The organism is Micromonospora coxensis, assembly GCF_900090295.1.
GTDB classification, from domain to species: Bacteria; Actinomycetota; Actinomycetes; order Mycobacteriales; family Micromonosporaceae; genus Micromonospora; species Micromonospora coxensis.
Genome location: NZ_LT607753.1, coordinates 651,055 through 667,547, shown reverse-complemented (window position 1 = coordinate 667,547; position 16,493 = coordinate 651,055). Strand labels below are relative to the sequence as shown.

Annotated in this window: 14 protein-coding genes and 1 pseudogene; 5 read left to right on the top strand and 10 right to left on the bottom strand. The window is 70.0% G+C overall.

Translation table 11 applies throughout. From position 1 onward, the window contains the following. Positions 1–174: 174 nt before the first annotated feature. Entirely contained in the window at positions 175–2,727 is a 2,553-nt protein-coding gene (locus GA0070614_RS03020; RefSeq protein ID WP_088979170.1) for a glycosyl hydrolase family 18 protein, read from the bottom strand. Positions 2,728–2,998: 271 nt separating this feature from the next. Continuing rightward, a pseudogene (locus tag GA0070614_RS03015) lies at positions 2,999–3,649 on the bottom strand (ISL3 family transposase); the annotation flags it as partial. A 134-nt stretch (positions 3,650–3,783) separates the two neighbouring features. Between GA0070614_RS03015 and GA0070614_RS03010 the strand changes: the two are divergent. Genes GA0070614_RS03010 through GA0070614_RS03000 form a run of 3 tightly spaced genes read left to right on the top strand, consistent with a single transcriptional unit; the run spans position 3,784 to position 5,726 of the window. Further along, the gene (locus GA0070614_RS03010) at positions 3,784–4,182 is read left to right on the top strand and encodes a hypothetical protein (protein ID WP_088974532.1); all 399 of its coding nucleotides are present in this window, start codon (positions 3,784–3,786) and stop codon (positions 4,180–4,182) included. After that, complete coding sequence (locus tag GA0070614_RS03005) at positions 4,179–5,225, top strand: hypothetical protein (RefSeq protein WP_088974531.1); 1,047 nt, start codon at positions 4,179–4,181, stop codon at positions 5,223–5,225. The genes GA0070614_RS03010 and GA0070614_RS03005 overlap by 4 nt, the downstream gene beginning before the upstream one ends. Before the next feature lie 9 nt (positions 5,226–5,234). Beyond that, the gene (locus tag GA0070614_RS03000) at positions 5,235–5,726 is read left to right on the top strand and encodes a hypothetical protein (protein WP_157744911.1); all 492 of its coding nucleotides are present in this window, start codon (positions 5,235–5,237) and stop codon (positions 5,724–5,726) included. Between the two features lie 234 nt (positions 5,727–5,960). Here the strand turns inward: GA0070614_RS03000 and GA0070614_RS02995 are convergent, their stop codons facing one another. The 4 genes from GA0070614_RS02995 to GA0070614_RS02980 all read right to left on the bottom strand — a co-directional run bounded on the left by GA0070614_RS02995 (position 5,961) and on the right by GA0070614_RS02980 (position 10,788). After that, positions 5,961–6,851, bottom strand: a complete 891-nt coding sequence (locus GA0070614_RS02995; protein ID WP_231933501.1) for a hypothetical protein — start codon at positions 6,849–6,851, stop codon at positions 5,961–5,963. Between the two features lie 246 nt (positions 6,852–7,097). Next, positions 7,098–7,625 (bottom strand): hypothetical protein, encoded by a 528-nt coding sequence (locus GA0070614_RS02990; protein WP_088974529.1) that lies wholly within the window; start codon positions 7,623–7,625, stop codon positions 7,098–7,100. A gap of 69 nt (positions 7,626–7,694) precedes the next feature. Continuing rightward, on the bottom strand, positions 7,695–8,981 hold the full coding sequence (locus tag GA0070614_RS02985) for a NucA/NucB deoxyribonuclease domain-containing protein (protein ID WP_157744910.1): 1,287 nt from the start codon (positions 8,979–8,981) through the stop codon (positions 7,695–7,697). A 31-nt stretch (positions 8,982–9,012) separates the two neighbouring features. Further along, a complete protein-coding gene (locus GA0070614_RS02980) occupies positions 9,013–10,788 on the bottom strand; it encodes an RICIN domain-containing protein (RefSeq protein ID WP_088974527.1) in 1,776 nt (591 codons plus the stop codon). Between the two features lie 563 nt (positions 10,789–11,351). Here GA0070614_RS02980 and GA0070614_RS02975 point away from each other — a divergent pair. Beyond that, a complete protein-coding gene (locus tag GA0070614_RS02975) occupies positions 11,352–12,086 on the top strand; it encodes a hypothetical protein (protein WP_088974526.1) in 735 nt (244 codons plus the stop codon). 246 nt (positions 12,087–12,332) lie between these two features. Here the strand turns inward: GA0070614_RS02975 and GA0070614_RS02970 are convergent, their stop codons facing one another. Continuing rightward, positions 12,333–12,725 (bottom strand): hypothetical protein, encoded by a 393-nt coding sequence (locus GA0070614_RS02970; RefSeq protein WP_157744909.1) that lies wholly within the window; start codon positions 12,723–12,725, stop codon positions 12,333–12,335. Between the two features lie 317 nt (positions 12,726–13,042). Between GA0070614_RS02970 and GA0070614_RS02965 the strand changes: the two genes are divergently transcribed. After that, entirely contained in the window at positions 13,043–13,885 is an 843-nt protein-coding gene (locus GA0070614_RS02965; protein WP_231933500.1) for a pectate lyase, read from the top strand. A 142-nt stretch (positions 13,886–14,027) separates the two neighbouring features. Here GA0070614_RS02965 and GA0070614_RS02960 read toward each other — a convergent pair whose 3' ends face one another. From GA0070614_RS02960 to GA0070614_RS02950, 3 genes are read right to left on the bottom strand one after another with little or no spacing between them, the layout of a single operon-like run. Then, positions 14,028–14,915: an SMP-30/gluconolactonase/LRE family protein gene (locus GA0070614_RS02960; protein WP_088974523.1), complete on the bottom strand. Its 888-nt coding sequence runs from the start codon at positions 14,913–14,915 to the stop codon at positions 14,028–14,030. Further along, positions 14,912–15,856, bottom strand: a complete 945-nt coding sequence (locus tag GA0070614_RS02955) for a sugar kinase (RefSeq protein WP_231933499.1) — start codon at positions 15,854–15,856, stop codon at positions 14,912–14,914. Before GA0070614_RS02955 ends, GA0070614_RS02960 begins: the two co-directional genes overlap by 4 nt. Then, positions 15,853–16,491: a bifunctional 4-hydroxy-2-oxoglutarate aldolase/2-dehydro-3-deoxy-phosphogluconate aldolase gene (locus tag GA0070614_RS02950; RefSeq protein WP_231933649.1), complete on the bottom strand. Its 639-nt coding sequence runs from the start codon at positions 16,489–16,491 to the stop codon at positions 15,853–15,855. Before GA0070614_RS02950 ends, GA0070614_RS02955 begins: the two co-directional genes overlap by 4 nt. Positions 16,492–16,493: the final 2 nt, after the last annotated feature.

The following is a 16,493-nucleotide window of genomic DNA, read 5'->3' as shown; positions in this document are numbered from 1 at the left end:
GCCCTGCTCCCTCCTTGAGCGTCCGCCGGTCGTCACCGGCACACCAGGGCAGATCGGCCCATCTCGGCGCCACCGCGCGCCCCCACCTGCCCGCAGGCGCACCGGGCGTCCGCACGGCGGCGGGACAGGGATCGGGGCGGGTCGCGGGTGTTCCCGCGACCCGCCCCGGGTCGGTCAGCAGGATCCGTTGTCGGTCCAGACGTTCTGGCTGTTCGCCCCTGGCACGTCGCCCTGGGTCCACCAGCGCGACGTCCACCGGTGACCGTCGTGGGAGACCACCGCCCCGCCGGAGTACGCGGTCGCCGCCGACCAGGCCGGCGCGGTGCACGCCCCACCGGTCGGCGACGGGCTGACCGTGGGGGAGACGGTCGGTGAGCCGGTGGGGGAGACGGTCGGCGACGGCGCGGCGCAGGCGCCCTCGTCGGCCCAGACGGCGGCGCTGCCGGGCGTCTCACCCTGCGTCCACCACTTCGCGCTCCAGGTATGCCCGGCGTACGAGACCCGCGCGCCGCCGGAGTAGGCGGTGCCGGCGGCCCAGGCGGGCGCGGTGCAGGCGCCGCCGCCCGGTGAGCCGGAGCTGCTCGGGCTCGGCGTCACCGCCACGCCGCCCCGGCCGAAGTCGCTGGCCAGCGCGTACGTCTGGCCGCCGAAGGCGAGGGTGAAGTTGGCCGGGCCGGCGATCGGCAGCTGGTAGTTCAGCGTCACCTCGGCGGACGCCCCCGGGGCGATGGCGGCCGGCACGGTGAGCCGTACCCGGTGGTGCACGCCCTTGAGCCCGCCCGCGTTGCCGCCGGTGTGTCCGGTGGAGACCGTGGTCAGCGCCCAGCCGGACTGCTGGGTCAGTGTCGGCGTGGTGGTCGGGTAGTCGAATTCCAGCTGGGCCCCGGCCGGGATGGGGCTGCCGCTGTTGTTGGTCAGCCGCAGCTCCGGGTTGATCGGGTAGTTGCTGTCGCCGAGGGCGAAGCCGCCCATCGTCGCGGTGACGGCGATCGTCCGGGTGGGCAGCGTGGTGCTGGCGCGTCGTGCCCCGTACGCGGGGGCGCCGGTGAACTTGTCGTGCAGCAGGCTGGTCAGGGTGTCGCCGATGCCGTACTGGCCCTTGGCGGAGTCGTAGTCGTAGTCACCGGCGAGTTCCCAGATCATCACCCCGCCGATGCCCTTGTCCACCACGTAGTCGGCCTTCGCGCCGAGGGACTGTTCGTCCTCGGTGGACAGGAAGACGTTCTTCTGCGCGTTCCACAGCCACGGCGCGACCAGCGCGGAGGAGTAGTTTCGGGCGTAGCTGCCGGCGATCCGGTCGGCCGGGTCGGTGGCCGGGGTCAGCCCGTACGCGGACAGGTAGTCGCCGGTGATGCCCCGCTCCAGGTTCTTGGCGTGCCACATCGGGTTCGCGCCCGCCGGCACCTCCCGGCCGGTGTCGTCCAGGTCGTGCCACAGGTTGTCGATGCCGACGGCGCCGTTGCCGCACGGGGTGGTGGAGCCGATCGAGGCGCCGGTGCCGGGCGGGCACTTGGTCTGGTCCGGCAGGGCGGCGCGGCCCCACAGTCCGTTGGTGCCGCCGGTGACCCCCTGCCAGCCGCGGGTGTAGTAGGGCACGCCGATGTTGATCCGCCCGCTGGGCATCGCGCCGCGGAAGTAGTGGTACGCCCAGTCGGTGTTGAGGTAGCCGATGTTGCCGTACGCCCCGTACACCCCGCCGGCGGCCAGTTCGGCGTCGTCGCCGTTGTCGTACAGCGCGGCGTTGGGGCCGACGAAGTGGTTCCAGGAGCCGTGCAGGTCGTACGACATGATGTTGACGTAGTCGAGGTACTGCAACGCCTGGTGCGACTCCATCCCGCGCAGCAGCCAGCCGGAGGCGGGAGCGGCCACGGTGAGCAGGTAGTGCTTGCCGTCGGTGGCGCCGGCGGCGTCGAGCTTCTCCCGCAGCGTGCGCATCAACACCTGGTAGGAGGCGTTGAGTCCGGCGCGTTTGGCGTCGGCCTGGGCGAAGTCCAGCGGGTTGCCGGCCTTGTTGTTCGAGGTGGGGTACTCGTAGTCGATGTCCACGCCGTCGAGGCCGTAGGTGCGCAGGAAGGTGACCACGGAGTCGGCGAAGGTGGTGATGCCGGCGGTGTTGACCGTGTTGCTGCCGGTGGTGGTCATTCGGTAGAAGCCGCCGGCGTCGACCCGCTTGCCATCGGCGTCGAAGTAGCCGCCGGTCTCGGCCCATCCGCCGACGCTGATCAGCGTACGGACGTTCGGGTGCCGCTTCTTGTACTTGTTGAGCAGGTTGAAGTGTCCGGTGTAGGCGTACTGCGGGTCCATCTCGGCGCCGGCGACACCCGGCCAGGTCATGTTGGTGGCCGGGTTGTTCGCCGCCTTCGGGTCGCCGACGGAGATCCGGTTGGCGGCGTCGACGTGGGCGAACGCGTAGTTGACGTGGGTGACCTTGTCCCACGGGATCTGGTGGGCCAGGTAGGCCGGTGCGCCGTTGCGGCCGGTGCGCCAGCTGGTGAAGTAGCCGATGACCCGCCGGGAGTGGCCGTTGCCCAGCTTCTCCCGGCCCTCGGTGTCGTAGACGGTGCAGTACGGCGCCGCCACGCCCGGGGTGCGGTACAGCCCGTCGGGCCGGCACGCCTCGTCGTCGACGGCGGCGGAGTGCGCGGCGGGGGCCGCGACCAGCGCCGTCGCCGCGGCCAGCAGGCCCACGACGGCGCTGCCGAGCCACTGGTACGTCCGTGTGCGCAACGCGCCCACCTCCAACTCTTAACAAACCTAACTATTAAGGTTGGTGAATGTATACCCGTCCACCGGTCCGGACGCAAGGGTGCGGGCGCAGGCGATCAGCGGGTGGGGGGCGATCGGGTCACCCGACCGCGGCGGCCGGGCATCCGTCGGCTCTGGCCGTGCCGATCAGTCGTCCTGCGTGTCGCTCGTCGTCGGTGCGCTCGCGGCTGAGGGAGAACGCGCCGAGGAAATCCGCGAGCGTGCCGAAGACCACCGCGGAGTAGTCGACCAGAAACTTGGCCGAGCCGTCGCGGCACACGACCTCGACGCCGGGATGTGCGCGCAGCCACGCTTGCAGGGTGTCGGCGGTGCGGTCGGGCAGTACCTCGATCCGCTCGTGTGTCTCGGCGTCGATCACCACGGTGGCGTAGCGGTGCCGCCATCGCAGGGCGAAGTCGTCAACACCGATCACACGAGGCGTCCGCCCGGTGGGCAACGGGATGCGCAGCAGGGCGCGCAGGGCCGTGTGACGGGACAGGCCCATGGCCAGTATCGCCAGCAGACGTGACCCCGCCCGGCCCGCTAACTCCTTGACCGCCGCTTTGATCTGCCTGTTCAGACGGGCCGTGCGGCGCTGGTATCGCTCCAGCACCCCGGGAACCTGCTCGCGGAAGGTGTGGCGGCAGCCCCGCGTGAGGCACACCAGACGCCGCACCCGCACACGGACGACCACCCGCCGCCCGTCGACCGGAACGTCGGCCACCGTTCGCCGGTGATAGCCGTGGACCCGTCCCGACGAGGCCCCGCACCTCGAGCAGACCGCGGTGTCCTGCTGCGTCCGGGCCCGCACCACGATCCGCTCACCCTCGTCGGCCACGTCCTCGATGATCAGCGGGGACAGCCCCGAGAACACCGTCTGTACGAGCCTCCTGACATCCTCCACATAGGAAGAACGACAACCGCCACCCTCCGTCACCACCGAATGTGAGACAGGGCCGTTCGTCTTACAGTCCCCTGATTTACGAGACGTCCCTTAGCGGGGCGGCTTGATGTACGCCCGGGTGTCATCATGCGACGGTGGGTGATCTTTTCGAGGAGTTGACCGGTACGCGTCGGCGCCTGCTGGACTTGGCCGCGCACATGCGTCAGCAGTCGGTGGACTGGCGGCAGCGTGTGCACGCGGAGATGGACGTGATCGGGGCGGAGGAGCCTGAAGACCAGGCCGACGGTGTGCCGGAGGGTGCTCCTGCTCAGTACGCGGCGGTGCGTGATCGTGTTGCTCGGGGAGAGTTGGACTGGCTCGATGTGCTGGCCGGGCGGGTGGACGATGCGGCGGCGAGGGCGGTGCATGTCTGGTTGGACGACCGTATGGAGATGACGCGCCAGGCGTGCCGCCTGTTGGAACAGGGCGCGTCGCTGGACGAGGCAGTGGCAGGTGTGGCCGTTGGCCGGGAGCGTGACGGGGGTCAGCGGTGACGTTGCAGGTGGAGACTCGGTACCTGTACGGCTACGCCGGGCAGTTGGAGGCGAACAAGGATGACGCCTTGGTCTCGCTTGAGCAGTACTGCCGTCAGCACTGCCTCGACTTCGACGGTCTGGACGGCACGCTCTACCCGGCCCGGTGGGGGATGGAACGGCTGGCGGACAGCATGCTGGATGCGTGCGGCTCCGCGAAGCAGGGTTTGTGGCTGACGGCCTATGACCTGCGCAACGCGGCCAAGGCTTACGACGCGGCGGACGTCTCGTCGGCCGAACAGCTGTGGACCGCCGGCCGCGCCTGGTCGATGCCCGCCGGCTACCGGGAGGTGGACGTGGCCGCGTGCGACGCCTTCTCCCAAGGCGCTAGCGTGGCGTTGCCGGCGCCGCCGTTCAAGTCGGAGGTCGGCCAAGTCAAGGACGCCGTCTACCAGCTGTTCGGCACCGTGAACGACTGGGTGGCGCGGCTGACTGGCTTCGACCTGTTGGAGAAGCTGATCCCGGTGACGCTGGGCGACTCGGGAGCGGTCCGCCGGGTCGGTGCCGCGTGGGGCGAGATGGAACATGGGCTCCTCGCGGTCGCCGCGGACATTGACCGCGGCATGGATGTGCTGTCGACGCATTGGAACAGTGAGCTGTGCGGTACGGAGGGCGCGTCGGGGGCCTTCGACTACCACATCCGCAAGCGGTGGAAACCGGCCTTCGAGGCGGTGGCTCAGGCGTGTGACGCCGGGCAGCAGTTGTACGAGCTGCTGGCTACCGAGTACGAGTACACGGTCAACGCCCTGCTGTTCGCCTTGAACTTCTACTCCACCCGGTTGAAGAAGGCCATGAAGGTATTCACCACGACGACCGACTGGAAGAAGTTCTTGTGGAACCTGTGGCAGATCGTCTCCACCGTGTGGCAGTTGATCGTTGATGCCTACGACTTGCTGGCCAAGCAGACGATGGCGTTCAAGGAGGGAATCGAGATGCTGGTAGCCAACATCGTGACTTTCCGCAACATGATGCGGGGCGACTTCGACGCCCTCAAGACCCTGTAAGGCGGAGCCGTGCAGAACGTGACGAGCCACGACGGCAGAACCTGGCGGGTAGGCCGGCGCCGACTGGCCTGGCAGCCACGCATGCCTCGATGGGTGCGGAAACTGTGGTGGGTAGCCGACGGGCTGTCCGACCCGATCACCGGCCTACTGGCACTGCTCGCCGTCATAGCGATGCTGCCCGGCCTCCTCTGGTACGGGCTCAACTGGCTGGCATGCCTGCTGGCCACCCCGCTGGCATGGCTCGGCCGGGTCGCCTTCGGACGACCCGTACCGGTCGTCGCCTACCCTGAGGATGCGAAGCATACGGAGTACTGGGGCGCCGCCGACGGCATCGCGGCTGCGGACGAGCTGGCCCGCGAGGTCATCGGTGAAATCCGCGACCGTGGACTGCCCCTGTCGCTCACGGCACCGGCCGTCCCGGCTGCCTTCGAGCAGGATCCGTCCGAGCAGCCGGTGCTCGGTCGGATCACGTCTCGACTTCAGCGGGACAGCAAAGGCTAGTCCGCGGTCTACCATCCAGGTGGTGGTGACAAACCCGGCGCCGTCCACCCGCGGTAGGGGTGCCATCGAGGGCGCGGTCTTCGTTCGTTGGGTCGGCCCGCGTTGCCTGGTCACCTGCAGTCAGACGTCGACATCGTGAAGGCCGCCGGGTGAGACTCCGCAGTCTTCGGGACAGCCCGCGAGGCTGGGGGCGGGCGGCGGTGAGCCGGGTCGGGCTGGCGAGGGGGCGCTCTCTCAGCGTGGGACGGCCCTGCTGTGGGTCAGACCGATCGCCAGCAGAATGTAGGCCGACAGCTCCAGGACGGCGGTCAATGCCGGGACCGGGGCTGGCAGGGTAAGCGACGGGGTGATGGCGTCCCAGGCGAACAGGGCGGTGCGGTCGCCGGCGTACACCGGCGTAGGGACGGCATCGAGTGCGTCGTCGAGGTGTGGCAGGGCTGCCAGTGCGAGCAGCATGGCGCCTGCGGCGGCGAGTCGCCGGCCCTGCCGGGCGAGCATTGCGGCGAGGCCGATGGCGGCTAGGGCGAGTGCCAGGGGCGTGAGCGTGGCCAGGGCCGCGGCGCTCAGGGTTTTGATCGCGTCGTAGCCGAAGCCCGCGCTGGCGCGCTGCGCGTCGCGGGTGCCGAGGAACATGTCGCCGAGTCGGACGGCCGCGTACCCGGTGACGAGAGTGGCGGGCAGCGCTGCGACGGCCAAGACGTGGCGCCGCAGGCCGCTGCCTTTCCGGGCGGGCAGGACCAGGAGGAGGACGAAGAGCAGCGGCGCCCAGGTCAGGCTGAGGCCAGTCACGAAACTCGCCTGAAGGTCGGGCTGCTCGAGACCGGAGACCTGCCATCCGTAGCTGCCTGTTGGGACTGCGGGCACGGTGCGCACGGCGTCCACCACGAGCACGGTGGACGCGGCCAGGAGGGCGACGCGGGGCGCCGGCAGCGCGCCGAGTAGGCCGTACGCCAGGAGCGGCAGCAGGGCCAGGATCTCCGCGTAACGCAGGAGCGGGTCGCCGACGAGTATGCCGAGCGCGTGGACCGCGGCCAGGGTGACCGCAGCGGCAAGGAGTAGCGGTCGTACGATCGCGATCCGATGGGTGCCGCGATCTGCTGCTGGCTCTTGCCTGTCCGATGTCATGTCGCCGGTCGTCCCTACTTTGCTGCGTCGTCATGGAAGCCATGTCGGTTCGGTGGGCAGATGTCACGGGCCAGGATTGGATGAGGTGGCGTTCTATGCCAGCGCGGGCTACCTGCTCGTCGGAGACGTCGGTGTCCCAGGTGTTGACCCCGGATGTCTTGCGCCCGGCGCCGTGCCCGGTGGCGACGCCCATGGACCTCGACCCACGTGAGGGCACTGCCGTCGTGGCGGAGACCTGGGCCGCCGTCACGCATGGCGCACCGGCCATACCTGGATGAGATAGCGCTCGATGCCGGCCAGTGCCTTGACCGCGGCGATGGTGTCCTCTTCGTCGTCGGTGTCCTCGGCTGCTTCCCGAATCGCGTCGGCGCGTCGGCGCGCCTCTTCTCGGCCCCGATGGTGCACGGCGAAGCCGTACTCGCCGGGGCCAGCACCGAGACTGATCTCCTCGAGGCCGGTGGCGTCACCGAGGGTCCCCTGGTTGACCGAGACGACGCCCTCCTGGGTGTGCAGCGGCAGCACCACCCGGCCGTGCCAGCCCTCTCCGGGCGGAGGTGGCTGCTCGTCGTGCACGTCGATCGTCAGGTGGCAGGGGGCCAGCCAGTCGGCGGTCGTGACGACGATGACCCGTCCTGAGCTGCCGGCGACCTGTCGGTGCGACTGCACGATTGCCTCTGGGATGTCGATGGTCGGGTCCCATTCCCGGTCACGGATCTCGAACATGCGGTAGTCCGGTTGAACGATCCCGACGTGCTGGGCCAGCGTGCGGGCCATGAGAGGTGTCCTCCTTGCTGACGGGGGTGACGCCCTAACCAGTGTGGCGTCACCCCCGCGATCATGCGGTCAGGGCTGGACGTAGAAGGCGTCCCAGTCGAGCAGGCGGTTGGCCTGATAGAAGGCGGTACTCAGATACGCGCGGCCGGCGGTTTGGTTGTCGTCGGAGGGAATCAGCCGGGCTGAGCCGTGCCACGGCTGGGTTGCCTGATTCGTCGCCGTCCAGGCGCCCTCCTGGGTGCTGGCGAAGGGGTACTCGTCGCAGTCCAGGTTGGGGTCGCGTGCCCGGTCGCCCCACACGTCGTTGCAGACCTTCCCCGCGGCGGCCCGGTTCTTGTCCGTTATCGCGTCGTCGAATAGGCGGTGCAGGGGCCGCTGGTCCAAGCCCGCGTCCGCTCGGTATCGGCCAGGCGGGCTCTTGAACGGAAACGATGGGAAGGTGCGGATCGGGCGCAGCAGAGCGTCCTCGATGTGGCGGACGGTGTACATGACTTCACCGCTGCGGCCATCGCGCGCGGCGAGCGCCCGGAGGTTGAAGGTGGGTATCACGTCGGAGAAGACCGTGCCGTGGTGCTTGCCCGCCTTCGCGCCGGCGGAGTCGAATCGCACGGTGGCGCCGCTGGCCATGCCGGTCTCGGACCACGGTCGCACGTCGGGGCGCCCGGTGGTGACGATCGACATGTTCAGCCCGACCGGGGCGGAGATCGTCTTGAGTAGGCCTTCGCCGGTGTTGTCGGGAGTGGTCCAGGTGGCGCCGAAACTCCGGTCGTCCATCAGTTCCCATTGGGTGATGGTGCGGGTCGCGGCGCTGGGGTTGGGGGCGCAGACGATCTGGGTAGTGCAGCCGGTGATCTCCACACGCAGGTCGGAGATGTTGCGTTCCTGGCCGCCACTCGGCTCGAACTTGTCGAAGGTGAAGGTGAAGTCGACCTGCCGGCTGCCGTTGCGCGCGACACCGAGCAGGGTGTAGTCGAAGTCGACCTCGGCGAGCTTGGTGCCGCCGCCCGGGATCGGGCTGTCGTTCTTCTTCAGTTCAACCTTGCGGTTGCCCCGCCAGCAGCGCAGGAAGCGGTCCTTCGCCCACCCGTACCTGGTCTCGGCCTCCGGCCGGTTCTGGCACTCCCGCCGCAGGTCGTCCTCCGGGGCGGCTAGGGTCGCGCGCGACGGCGCGATCGGCGCCAGCGCCGCGCTGGGCGCGGGGCGTAGCGCGTCGGCCGGGTCGAGCGCGGGCGGCGCGCTGGTCACCGTCCAGGCCGCCGAGGGGCTGTCGGCGGCGGCGACGCCCGGTAGGGCGGTGACAACCAGCGCGAGCGCCGTCGCCAGCGTGGTCAGGCCGCGCCGTGCGGTGGTGCGCATCTGCGTTCTCCTCATCGGTGTCGTCCTCGTTTCAGGCGGTGCAGCCGGCGCCGAGGCAGCCGTGCAGCAGCACGCCCGTGCTGGCCTGGTAGACAAGCCGCCAGCCGGTGTAGGTGGTCGACGGGTCGGCGCCGAGGCTGCGTACCGGGCCGTCGCCGGTGACGACGTGTACGGCTTCGTCGGCGCGCACGTCGGCGGGCAGCCGTACCCCGGGCAGGTTTCGGGCGGCGACCGTGTCGGCCCCGAGGACCGGGACCGCCGCGAAATGCCCGGCCACCGCCGGGACGCGGGCGGCCTTGACGGTACGCGCGGCGGCAGCCCGGGCCTGGTCGAGCGTCATGGCCGGACGGGCTGCGGCACGCGTGGTGGCGGCGGGGCGACCCGTGAGGTTGCAGACCTTGCGAGCGGCCACGCACGCCTGCAGCCCTGGCACCTCCGTCAGACAGCGGGACGCGTCGCGCTGCAGACACGCCGCCAGCCTCTGCTGGTCCACCCCGTTGTGCACGGCGGCGGCCGGAGCCGTCGTGGCCGGCTGGGGCGCCGTCGTGGCCGCAGCGGGGGCGGGCTTGGTGACGTGGAACGCCTCGACGTGCTGCGGCGCGTCACGCTTCGTGGTCCGAGCGAGTCCCAGACAGTACGGCGGCTGGTTGTTGCCCTGACCGTCGCTGAAGTCCTCGTAGACCGGCGGTCCACCGCACACCTTCTGCACACCGGTGGCCGTCTCCGCCACGGTCGGCCGGCGCCACTGACCGTTGGCGGTGAGCAACTGAGTGCGGTACTCCAGCGGCGTGGCGAGCTTGGTGAGGTTCAGGTTGCGGATGTACATCCCGACCTCACCGGTACGCAGCCGGCCGCCCTGCTGCAGCGTCGTGGTGCCGACCGGGTTGTAGTCGTAGAGCACGTCCCACTGACCGGCATTGCCGGTGCCCAGCAGCAGGTAGGTGTGCATCTGCCGATCGGCGGTGCGGGAGCCGTTGTCGACGCCGCCGTCCCAGCTGCCCGGCACGGCGTGGTACTCCTCGCGACCGTTACCGCTCTCCAACCAGTACGCGCTGTAGGCGGTGCTGCCGTCGTAGCGGGCCGGGCCGTCGGCCTGCCAACCAAACTCGACGTTGCCGCCTCGGCTGTTGCCGCCCTGCGCGTCGATCGGCTGGATGCCCAGGTACGCGCGGGCGGTGTTGCTCAGCAGCCACTCCTCCGGCTTCTGGTAGCCGACAGTCAGGCTCTCGTTGCGCCACGCGGACATGAAGCCCTGCATGTTCTCACCGGCCGCCACGCACATCCGGCCGAGCACCTGCCACTCCCGGGTACGCACCGCGCACCCGTCCACACCGGTGCGCACCTGCCACCGCTGCCAGGTGTGAAAGGAGTTGTCGTCGCACGGCCCGAGCTGCAACGGCGGGGTGACCGCCGACGCCAACTCCGGGTCCATCTCCGCCTCGCCGGTCTCGACGCACCGACCGCCGGTCACGCTGACGACCCGGAACCCTCTGTCGTTGCCGCGGTCGGTGGCCTGCGAGGGCACCGACCACTGTTGACGAGCCGAAGCGGCGCAGCCGGTGATGACGATGGTGGAGGTCACGGTGTCATTGGCCCGGGCAAGACATTTTCCCGTGGCCGGGTTCCGTATCGAGAACACGAACGTCTTACCCGCAACCGGGTCGAACATCCAGCGCTGCCGGGCCACCGCCGCGCCAGTCAGCCCTACCTGGTACTCGGCGATGGTCACCGGTGAGCCGTCCGCCGTGCCGTTCCCGCCGACGTGCCAGACCATGCCGGCCTCACCGAACCCACTGCTGATGGCCACGGGCTCACTGGTGGGGCCGGGCCGGCTGGGGGTCGGGCCGGTGGGTCCTGGACGAGGATCCGCCGCGGCTGCCGAGGCAGGAAGCAGGGCCGCCGCGACCACCAAAGCCACCCCAGCAGTCGACCAGCGGAATTGTCGAATTTTCGTTCGTTGGTGCACCCGTGCGTCGCCTCCCCTTCGTGGCGCTCCGCACCGGCGGGTTGTTTCTCCGCCGCCACCTGAGCGCCGTTCGCGGGGAAGCTACATCTATCGTTTTCGACCATCTACCCGGCCTTGTTCATTTTTCCGACGCATCTGTCATTAGTCCTGACGGATCGCCGTTCATGATTTGGTATGCCCCGATCGGTGAGAGATTCCTCATGTCAGTGCCTGCTTGCGCCGAGAACCGTAGCGACGCTGCCAGCGGTTCTTACGAGGTCTGCGTCGACACGAGATCGCGCAGCCACCGCCCACGAGGCGGCCAACTGCGTTAGTGCCGGATGTAAGGCGCATTTGCCCGACGAACCTGAGCCGCGGCCGTGACACGGCTCGAAGTTGTCCCACGCCGGCGCTGCAGTCCGTCCGTGGTTGAGCCTTCCTTCTACGCGCGACCCGAGGCCGGGCGCTGCGTGTTGAGCGTCGCCCCAGCGGTGGCGAGCGGGGATCCCGCCGGCTCGCCCGGTCAGGCACGATCGTCAGCCTTCATCGACGATGTCTGCACCCTCGTCGCCGAGCAGGTGACGAGCACGGCCGGCCCTCTCGCGCTGCGGCTGGACGTCGGGCTGGCGGACACGGCGCCGCTATACGCCTCCCACGACTTGGACAACTACCTGTTTCCGCTGGTTCCGAAGCTGACGAGCCGGACGGGGCGCCACTTCGTCTCGGTATGGGCGACCAAGCGTCACGCGCCGACATCCTCGGTGGCGATCTGTCCGGCCATTCCGATCGATGATCCTCTCGGGATGTACGTGTTCGACGCAACGACGACGGCATCGGCGAGCACTAACGCGTACAAGGAACAGATCCGTGACCAGATCACGACTGCCAACCCGCTGCCGGACGGCGGCGTTGCGCTTCAGATCGGCTTCGTTGTCGGGCCCCACCGGGCCTGGCCGAATCTCTGGAAGCCGACGATCGACGCCTTGGGAGCGATCCTCGGCCACGACGACGGCGCGCGTGAATGGAACGCCCGCGATGGGCGCATCACCGACCTCGGACTGCACTGCGCCACTGATCCCACCGTCGGCAACCTGATCCGGATCGCGATCCGGGCATCGCCGGTCGGTCCCGCTCCTATGCGGCTCGCTGACACTTGCTGATCACCGGAGCAAGCTGGGAGTAGCCGGTGCGCTAAATGGCGATGAACAGCCCCCGGCAGCAAACGGGCACGCAACTGCACCCACCACTCGGCCCGGGTTGATTGCCGGAGGTGCCGTCGCCCTATGTTGGTCCCCTGAGCCGCCTTCGATGATGCTCGATTGCTCGCCACGAATCCACGAGTCACCCCACGGTCGAGCAAGCGCTGGCGGCGGTGCGAGTCTCGCGAGCTGAGACCCCGGGTGGCATTAGTTCCGCAGGGTGATGAGGGTGGCTTGGAGGAACTCGGCGATGGTGGCTGCCAGTTCTGTGTCGATGAGGGGGGTCGGGTTGTCTGAGTAGCCGGTGATGTCGAGGTAGAGGTAGAGGTTGCTGGCGACGACGCGCAGGGTGTGTATGCCGTCCTGGCCGTTCGCTGGCGGCTGATAGGCCCAGTCGAGCGCGTCGACGTCGAGCGTCACCCCTCCCGGACCGGTGGGAGTCAGGGACGCGGGTTGGTGGGCTTGGTGGAAGTCGATGGCCTGTTGGGCGCTGTCGTAGCGTCGGATCCAGAGCGCGATGGTGCTGCCCCGGCTCTTCTTTCCGGTGCCGGTGGTGCGCAGGCTGCAGTATGCGGTGCCGTGGTAGATCTGGGACCGCAATGAGGAGCCCATATAGGGTTACGCCGTGCCGGCGCCGCGTCAACGCCGCCAGCCCATTTCCGATCTTGTCGATTCGATTCGATTCGACCTGGCCAGCGGCTTCTGGTGGACCGGGTGCCCAGAGATGTCGGACCCACTCCTGCCGGATGCTGCTCTCCATTGACAATCGTGGACGCCAGGCCTAGCGTCGAAGCCCAGGAAAGCCCTTTCCTCGGGAGGAACGTCACATATCTCCCGACGGAACGGCGTGCTCCGTCCTGGCCGCCGCAACCGGCCCCGCGCGTCGTTCCGGTCCACCCCGGCACGAGGAGGAATCCGTGCGCTCCACACAGAACCGTCTACGGCGAGGATGGGCAGCCGTCGGCGCTCTCGCCCTCGCCGCGACCCTCGTCGGGGGCCTCGGCCCCGCGGCGACCGCGGCACCGTCGGCGACCGACACGGTGGCGCAGCCCGCGCCCGCCGCCGCCCAGGCCGCGCCGAGCGCGCAGCTGGCGTCCTGGCCGTCGCCCAAGGGCAGCCAGAAAGTCAACTCCACCATCAAGGTCTCCGGCACCCTCGACGGTGGCCTGAAGCGTTACTACGGCATCGGTGACGGCGGCCAGGGCGAGAGCCAGGACGCGATGTTCGAGTTGGCCGCCGGTGCCACCCTGAAGAACGTGATCATCGGCGCCCCGGCCGGTGACGGCGTGCACTGCGAGGGCAACTGCACCCTGATCAACGTCTGGTGGGAGGACGTCGGAGAGGACGCGGCGACCTTCCGCGGTGGCAGCGCGTACACGGTGGACGGCGGCGGGGCCCGCTCGGCCAGCGACAAGGTGTTCCAGCACAACGGCTCCGGCACGGTGACCATCAAGAACTTCCAGGTGGAGAACGCCGGCAAGCTCTACCGGGCCTGCGGCAACTGCTCCCAGTCCTTCCAGCGGCACGTGGTGCTCCAGAACGTGACCGCGAAGAAGGTGAAGAGCATCGTCGGGATCAACTCCAACTGGGGCGACACCGCCCGGTTCTCCAACATCACGGTGCTGGACGACAAGAAGAAGAAGACGAAGATCTGCACCCGATTCGAGGGCGTCAAGAAGGGCAAGGAGCCGAAGGAACTGGGCTCCGGCCCGGACTCGAAGCACTGCCTCTACAAGGAATCGGACATCAGCTGGCGCTGATGTCCAGCCCGAGTGGCGCCGGTGTGGGGCAGGTTCTGGTGAGCCTGCCCCACACCGCGGTTCCAGTTCCACCGGGCGGCGGCAGCGCTGGGGGCGAACAGTGCCGTCAGCGCGAGGATCGTGTTGGGCGTCGCCGCCTGAGTCAGCCCGCGTCCGGCAGAACGCCGCCGTAGGCGGCCGCCGGAATGCCCGGCATGTCGACCTCCGCGACGAAGATGCCGCCGGAGTGGCCGTAGGTTTTCGGCGGCAGCCCATAGCGGGCGGTGGTGACGTAGAGTCGGGTGCCGTCCGGGCCACCCAGGCATGGCGCCGTCGGTTGCGGGGCCGGGACCCGGACGGTGCGGTCGTGCCGCCCCTGCGGGCTGTAACGGCGGACCTCGCCCGCCCCCCACACGGCCACCCACAGGTTGCCGGCCACGTCGACCGTCATGCCGTCCGGGCTCCCGTCGTGGGTCACGACGAACGTCACCGGGTCGCCGAGGTCGCCGCTGGTCGGGTCGACCGGGAACCGCAGCACCAGTCCCTGTGCGCTGTCAGCCAGGTACATGATCGTGCCGTCGGTGCTGAAGGCCGGACCGTTGGGGATGCTCAGCCCGTCGAGGACCTGTTCGAGCTGTCCCTGCGTCCCGGTCCGGTAGAGAGCGCCGGCGCCGGGATGACCGTCCCAGGCCATGCAGCCCGCCCAGAACCGTCCCGCCGGGTCGCACACCCCGTCGTTCATGCGGCGGGGGATCGGCCCGTCCCCGACCGGACGGCCCAGCCAGGTGAGGACTCCACCTGGATCGAGCAGCGCCACGCCGGTCCCGGCGGCGGCGATCCACCTGCCGGGCTGCCCGGCGACCGGGGCGACGGCGCCCAGCGGTATCTCCAGCCTGTTGGTCGGACGCAGGTCGCCAGGGTGCGGACCGTCGGCCTCCAGCAGGGTGCCGGAGAGGATGTCGACCAGCACCAGACGACCGTCCACCCAACGCGGCCCCTCACCCAGCTCCAAGCCCGCCGGGCTCCACAACAGCGCGTCGCTCGTCTTCATCGCAGTGCCTCCTGCGTCGGTCGGCCCACCCCGTGCAGTTCGGCCCGGGAGGGTAGCCCTTCCCAGTCACCGGTCGACGCCACCGCCGCCGCCCCGAGAGCCGCCCCTCGGTCCAATCGCTGCGCCACCGGTGCCCCGTCCAGCAATGCGGAGAGGTAGCCGGCGGTGAAGGCGTCGCCCGCTCCCACGGTGTTGACCACGTCGACGGCTCGGGCTGAGATGTCGTGCCGTCCCTGCCGGGTGTACGCCGAGGCTCCGCGCCCGCCGCGCTTGACCACCACTTCGCGTACGCCGGCGGCGAGCAGCGCCGTCACCTGGGATGCCTCGCCGTCGCCCTCGGCGGCGAGTGGCAGTTCCTCCTCGGATGCGACGAGCACGTCCACGCCGGTCGACAGTTCGCGCAGCACCGGTGTGGCCTGCTCGGCGGGCCACAGCGTGGACCGGTAGTTGACGTCGAGGCAGACGCTCGTGCCGGTGGCCCTGGCCTGCGCGATCGCGTACCGGATCGCCGCCGCCGGGCTCGCGCCCAGGGCCGGGGTGATGCCGGTGACGTGCAGGACCCGGGCACCGTGAGCCATCGCGGGGGAGATGTCCTCGGGGGTGAGCCGGGAGGCGGCCGAGCCGGCCCGTCGGTAGTGGACCCGGGTGGCACCGCCCGGCGCGCGGTCGAAGAGCAGCATCCCGGTGGGTTCGCCCGGGGCAACTACCGCGTCGGTGATGTCGACCTGCTCGGCACGGAGTGTGCGCTGCACCAGGGCACCCAACTCGTCGTCGCCGACACGCCCGCTCCACCGCACCCGGTGTCCGAGCCGGGCCAACCCGATGGCCACGTTCGTTTCCGCTCCCGCCACCGACAACCGCAGTTCGCCCCCGAGGCGCAGCGGGTGGTCGCTGTACAGCGCCGCCATCGCCTCACCGATGGTCAGCACGTCAGCGATCACGGGGCGCCGCCGGTGCTGCGGGACGGAGTCACCGCGGCGCGCAGGGCGCGGGCCCGCTCGCGCAGTGCCGTGAGGTCACCGCCGTTGGCGGCGTCTCCCAGCAGCGGGCCGCCGACGCCGACGGCGACCGCGCCGGCGTCCAGCCAGCCCGGTGCCGCGTCGGTTCCCACCCCACCGACGGGCACGAATGGCACGTCGGGGAAGGGGCCGCGGAGCGCGCGTAGGTACTCCGGGCCGCCCATCCGGTCGGCGGGAAAGAGCTTCACCGCGGTTGCCCCGAGGTCCATGGCGGCGGCCACCTCCGTGGGCGTCAGCGCTCCGACAAGCACCGGCACCCCCAGCCGCACTCCTTCCTGTACGCCTGACGTCACCCCGGGGGTGACCAGGTACGTCGCCCCGGCCTCGACGGCCGCGGCGGCGTCGCGGGCGGTCAGCACCGTGCCGGCGCCCAGCCCGCGCACGTCGTTCAGGCTGGCGGCGGCGCGCCGGATCACCGATAGCGCGTCAACGCCGGTCAGGGAGACCTCCACCAGGTCGACGCCCTCCTCGGCGAGGACGTGCACGCTGGCCAGGGCGGCCTGCGGGTCGGTGCCCCGCACGATGGCGAGTAGTCGTCGGCGTCGCAGTCGTTGCATCA

Coding starts and splice junctions, on each gene's coding strand:
- GA0070614_RS02990 (WP_088974529.1), bottom strand. CDS start 7,625: ATGGCCCGCACGCTGGCCCAGCACGTCGGGATCGTTCAACCGGACTAC.
- GA0070614_RS02960 (WP_088974523.1), bottom strand. CDS start 14,915: ATGAAGACGAGCGACGCGCTGTTGTGGAGCCCGGCGGGCTTGGAGCTG.
- GA0070614_RS02950 (WP_231933649.1), bottom strand. CDS start 16,491: ATGCAACGACTGCGACGCCGACGACTACTCGCCATCGTGCGGGGCACC.
- GA0070614_RS02995 (WP_231933501.1), bottom strand. CDS start 6,851: ATGACATCGGACAGGCAAGAGCCAGCAGCAGATCGCGGCACCCATCGG.
- GA0070614_RS02985 (WP_157744910.1), bottom strand. CDS start 8,981: ATGCGCACCACCGCACGGCGCGGCCTGACCACGCTGGCGACGGCGCTC.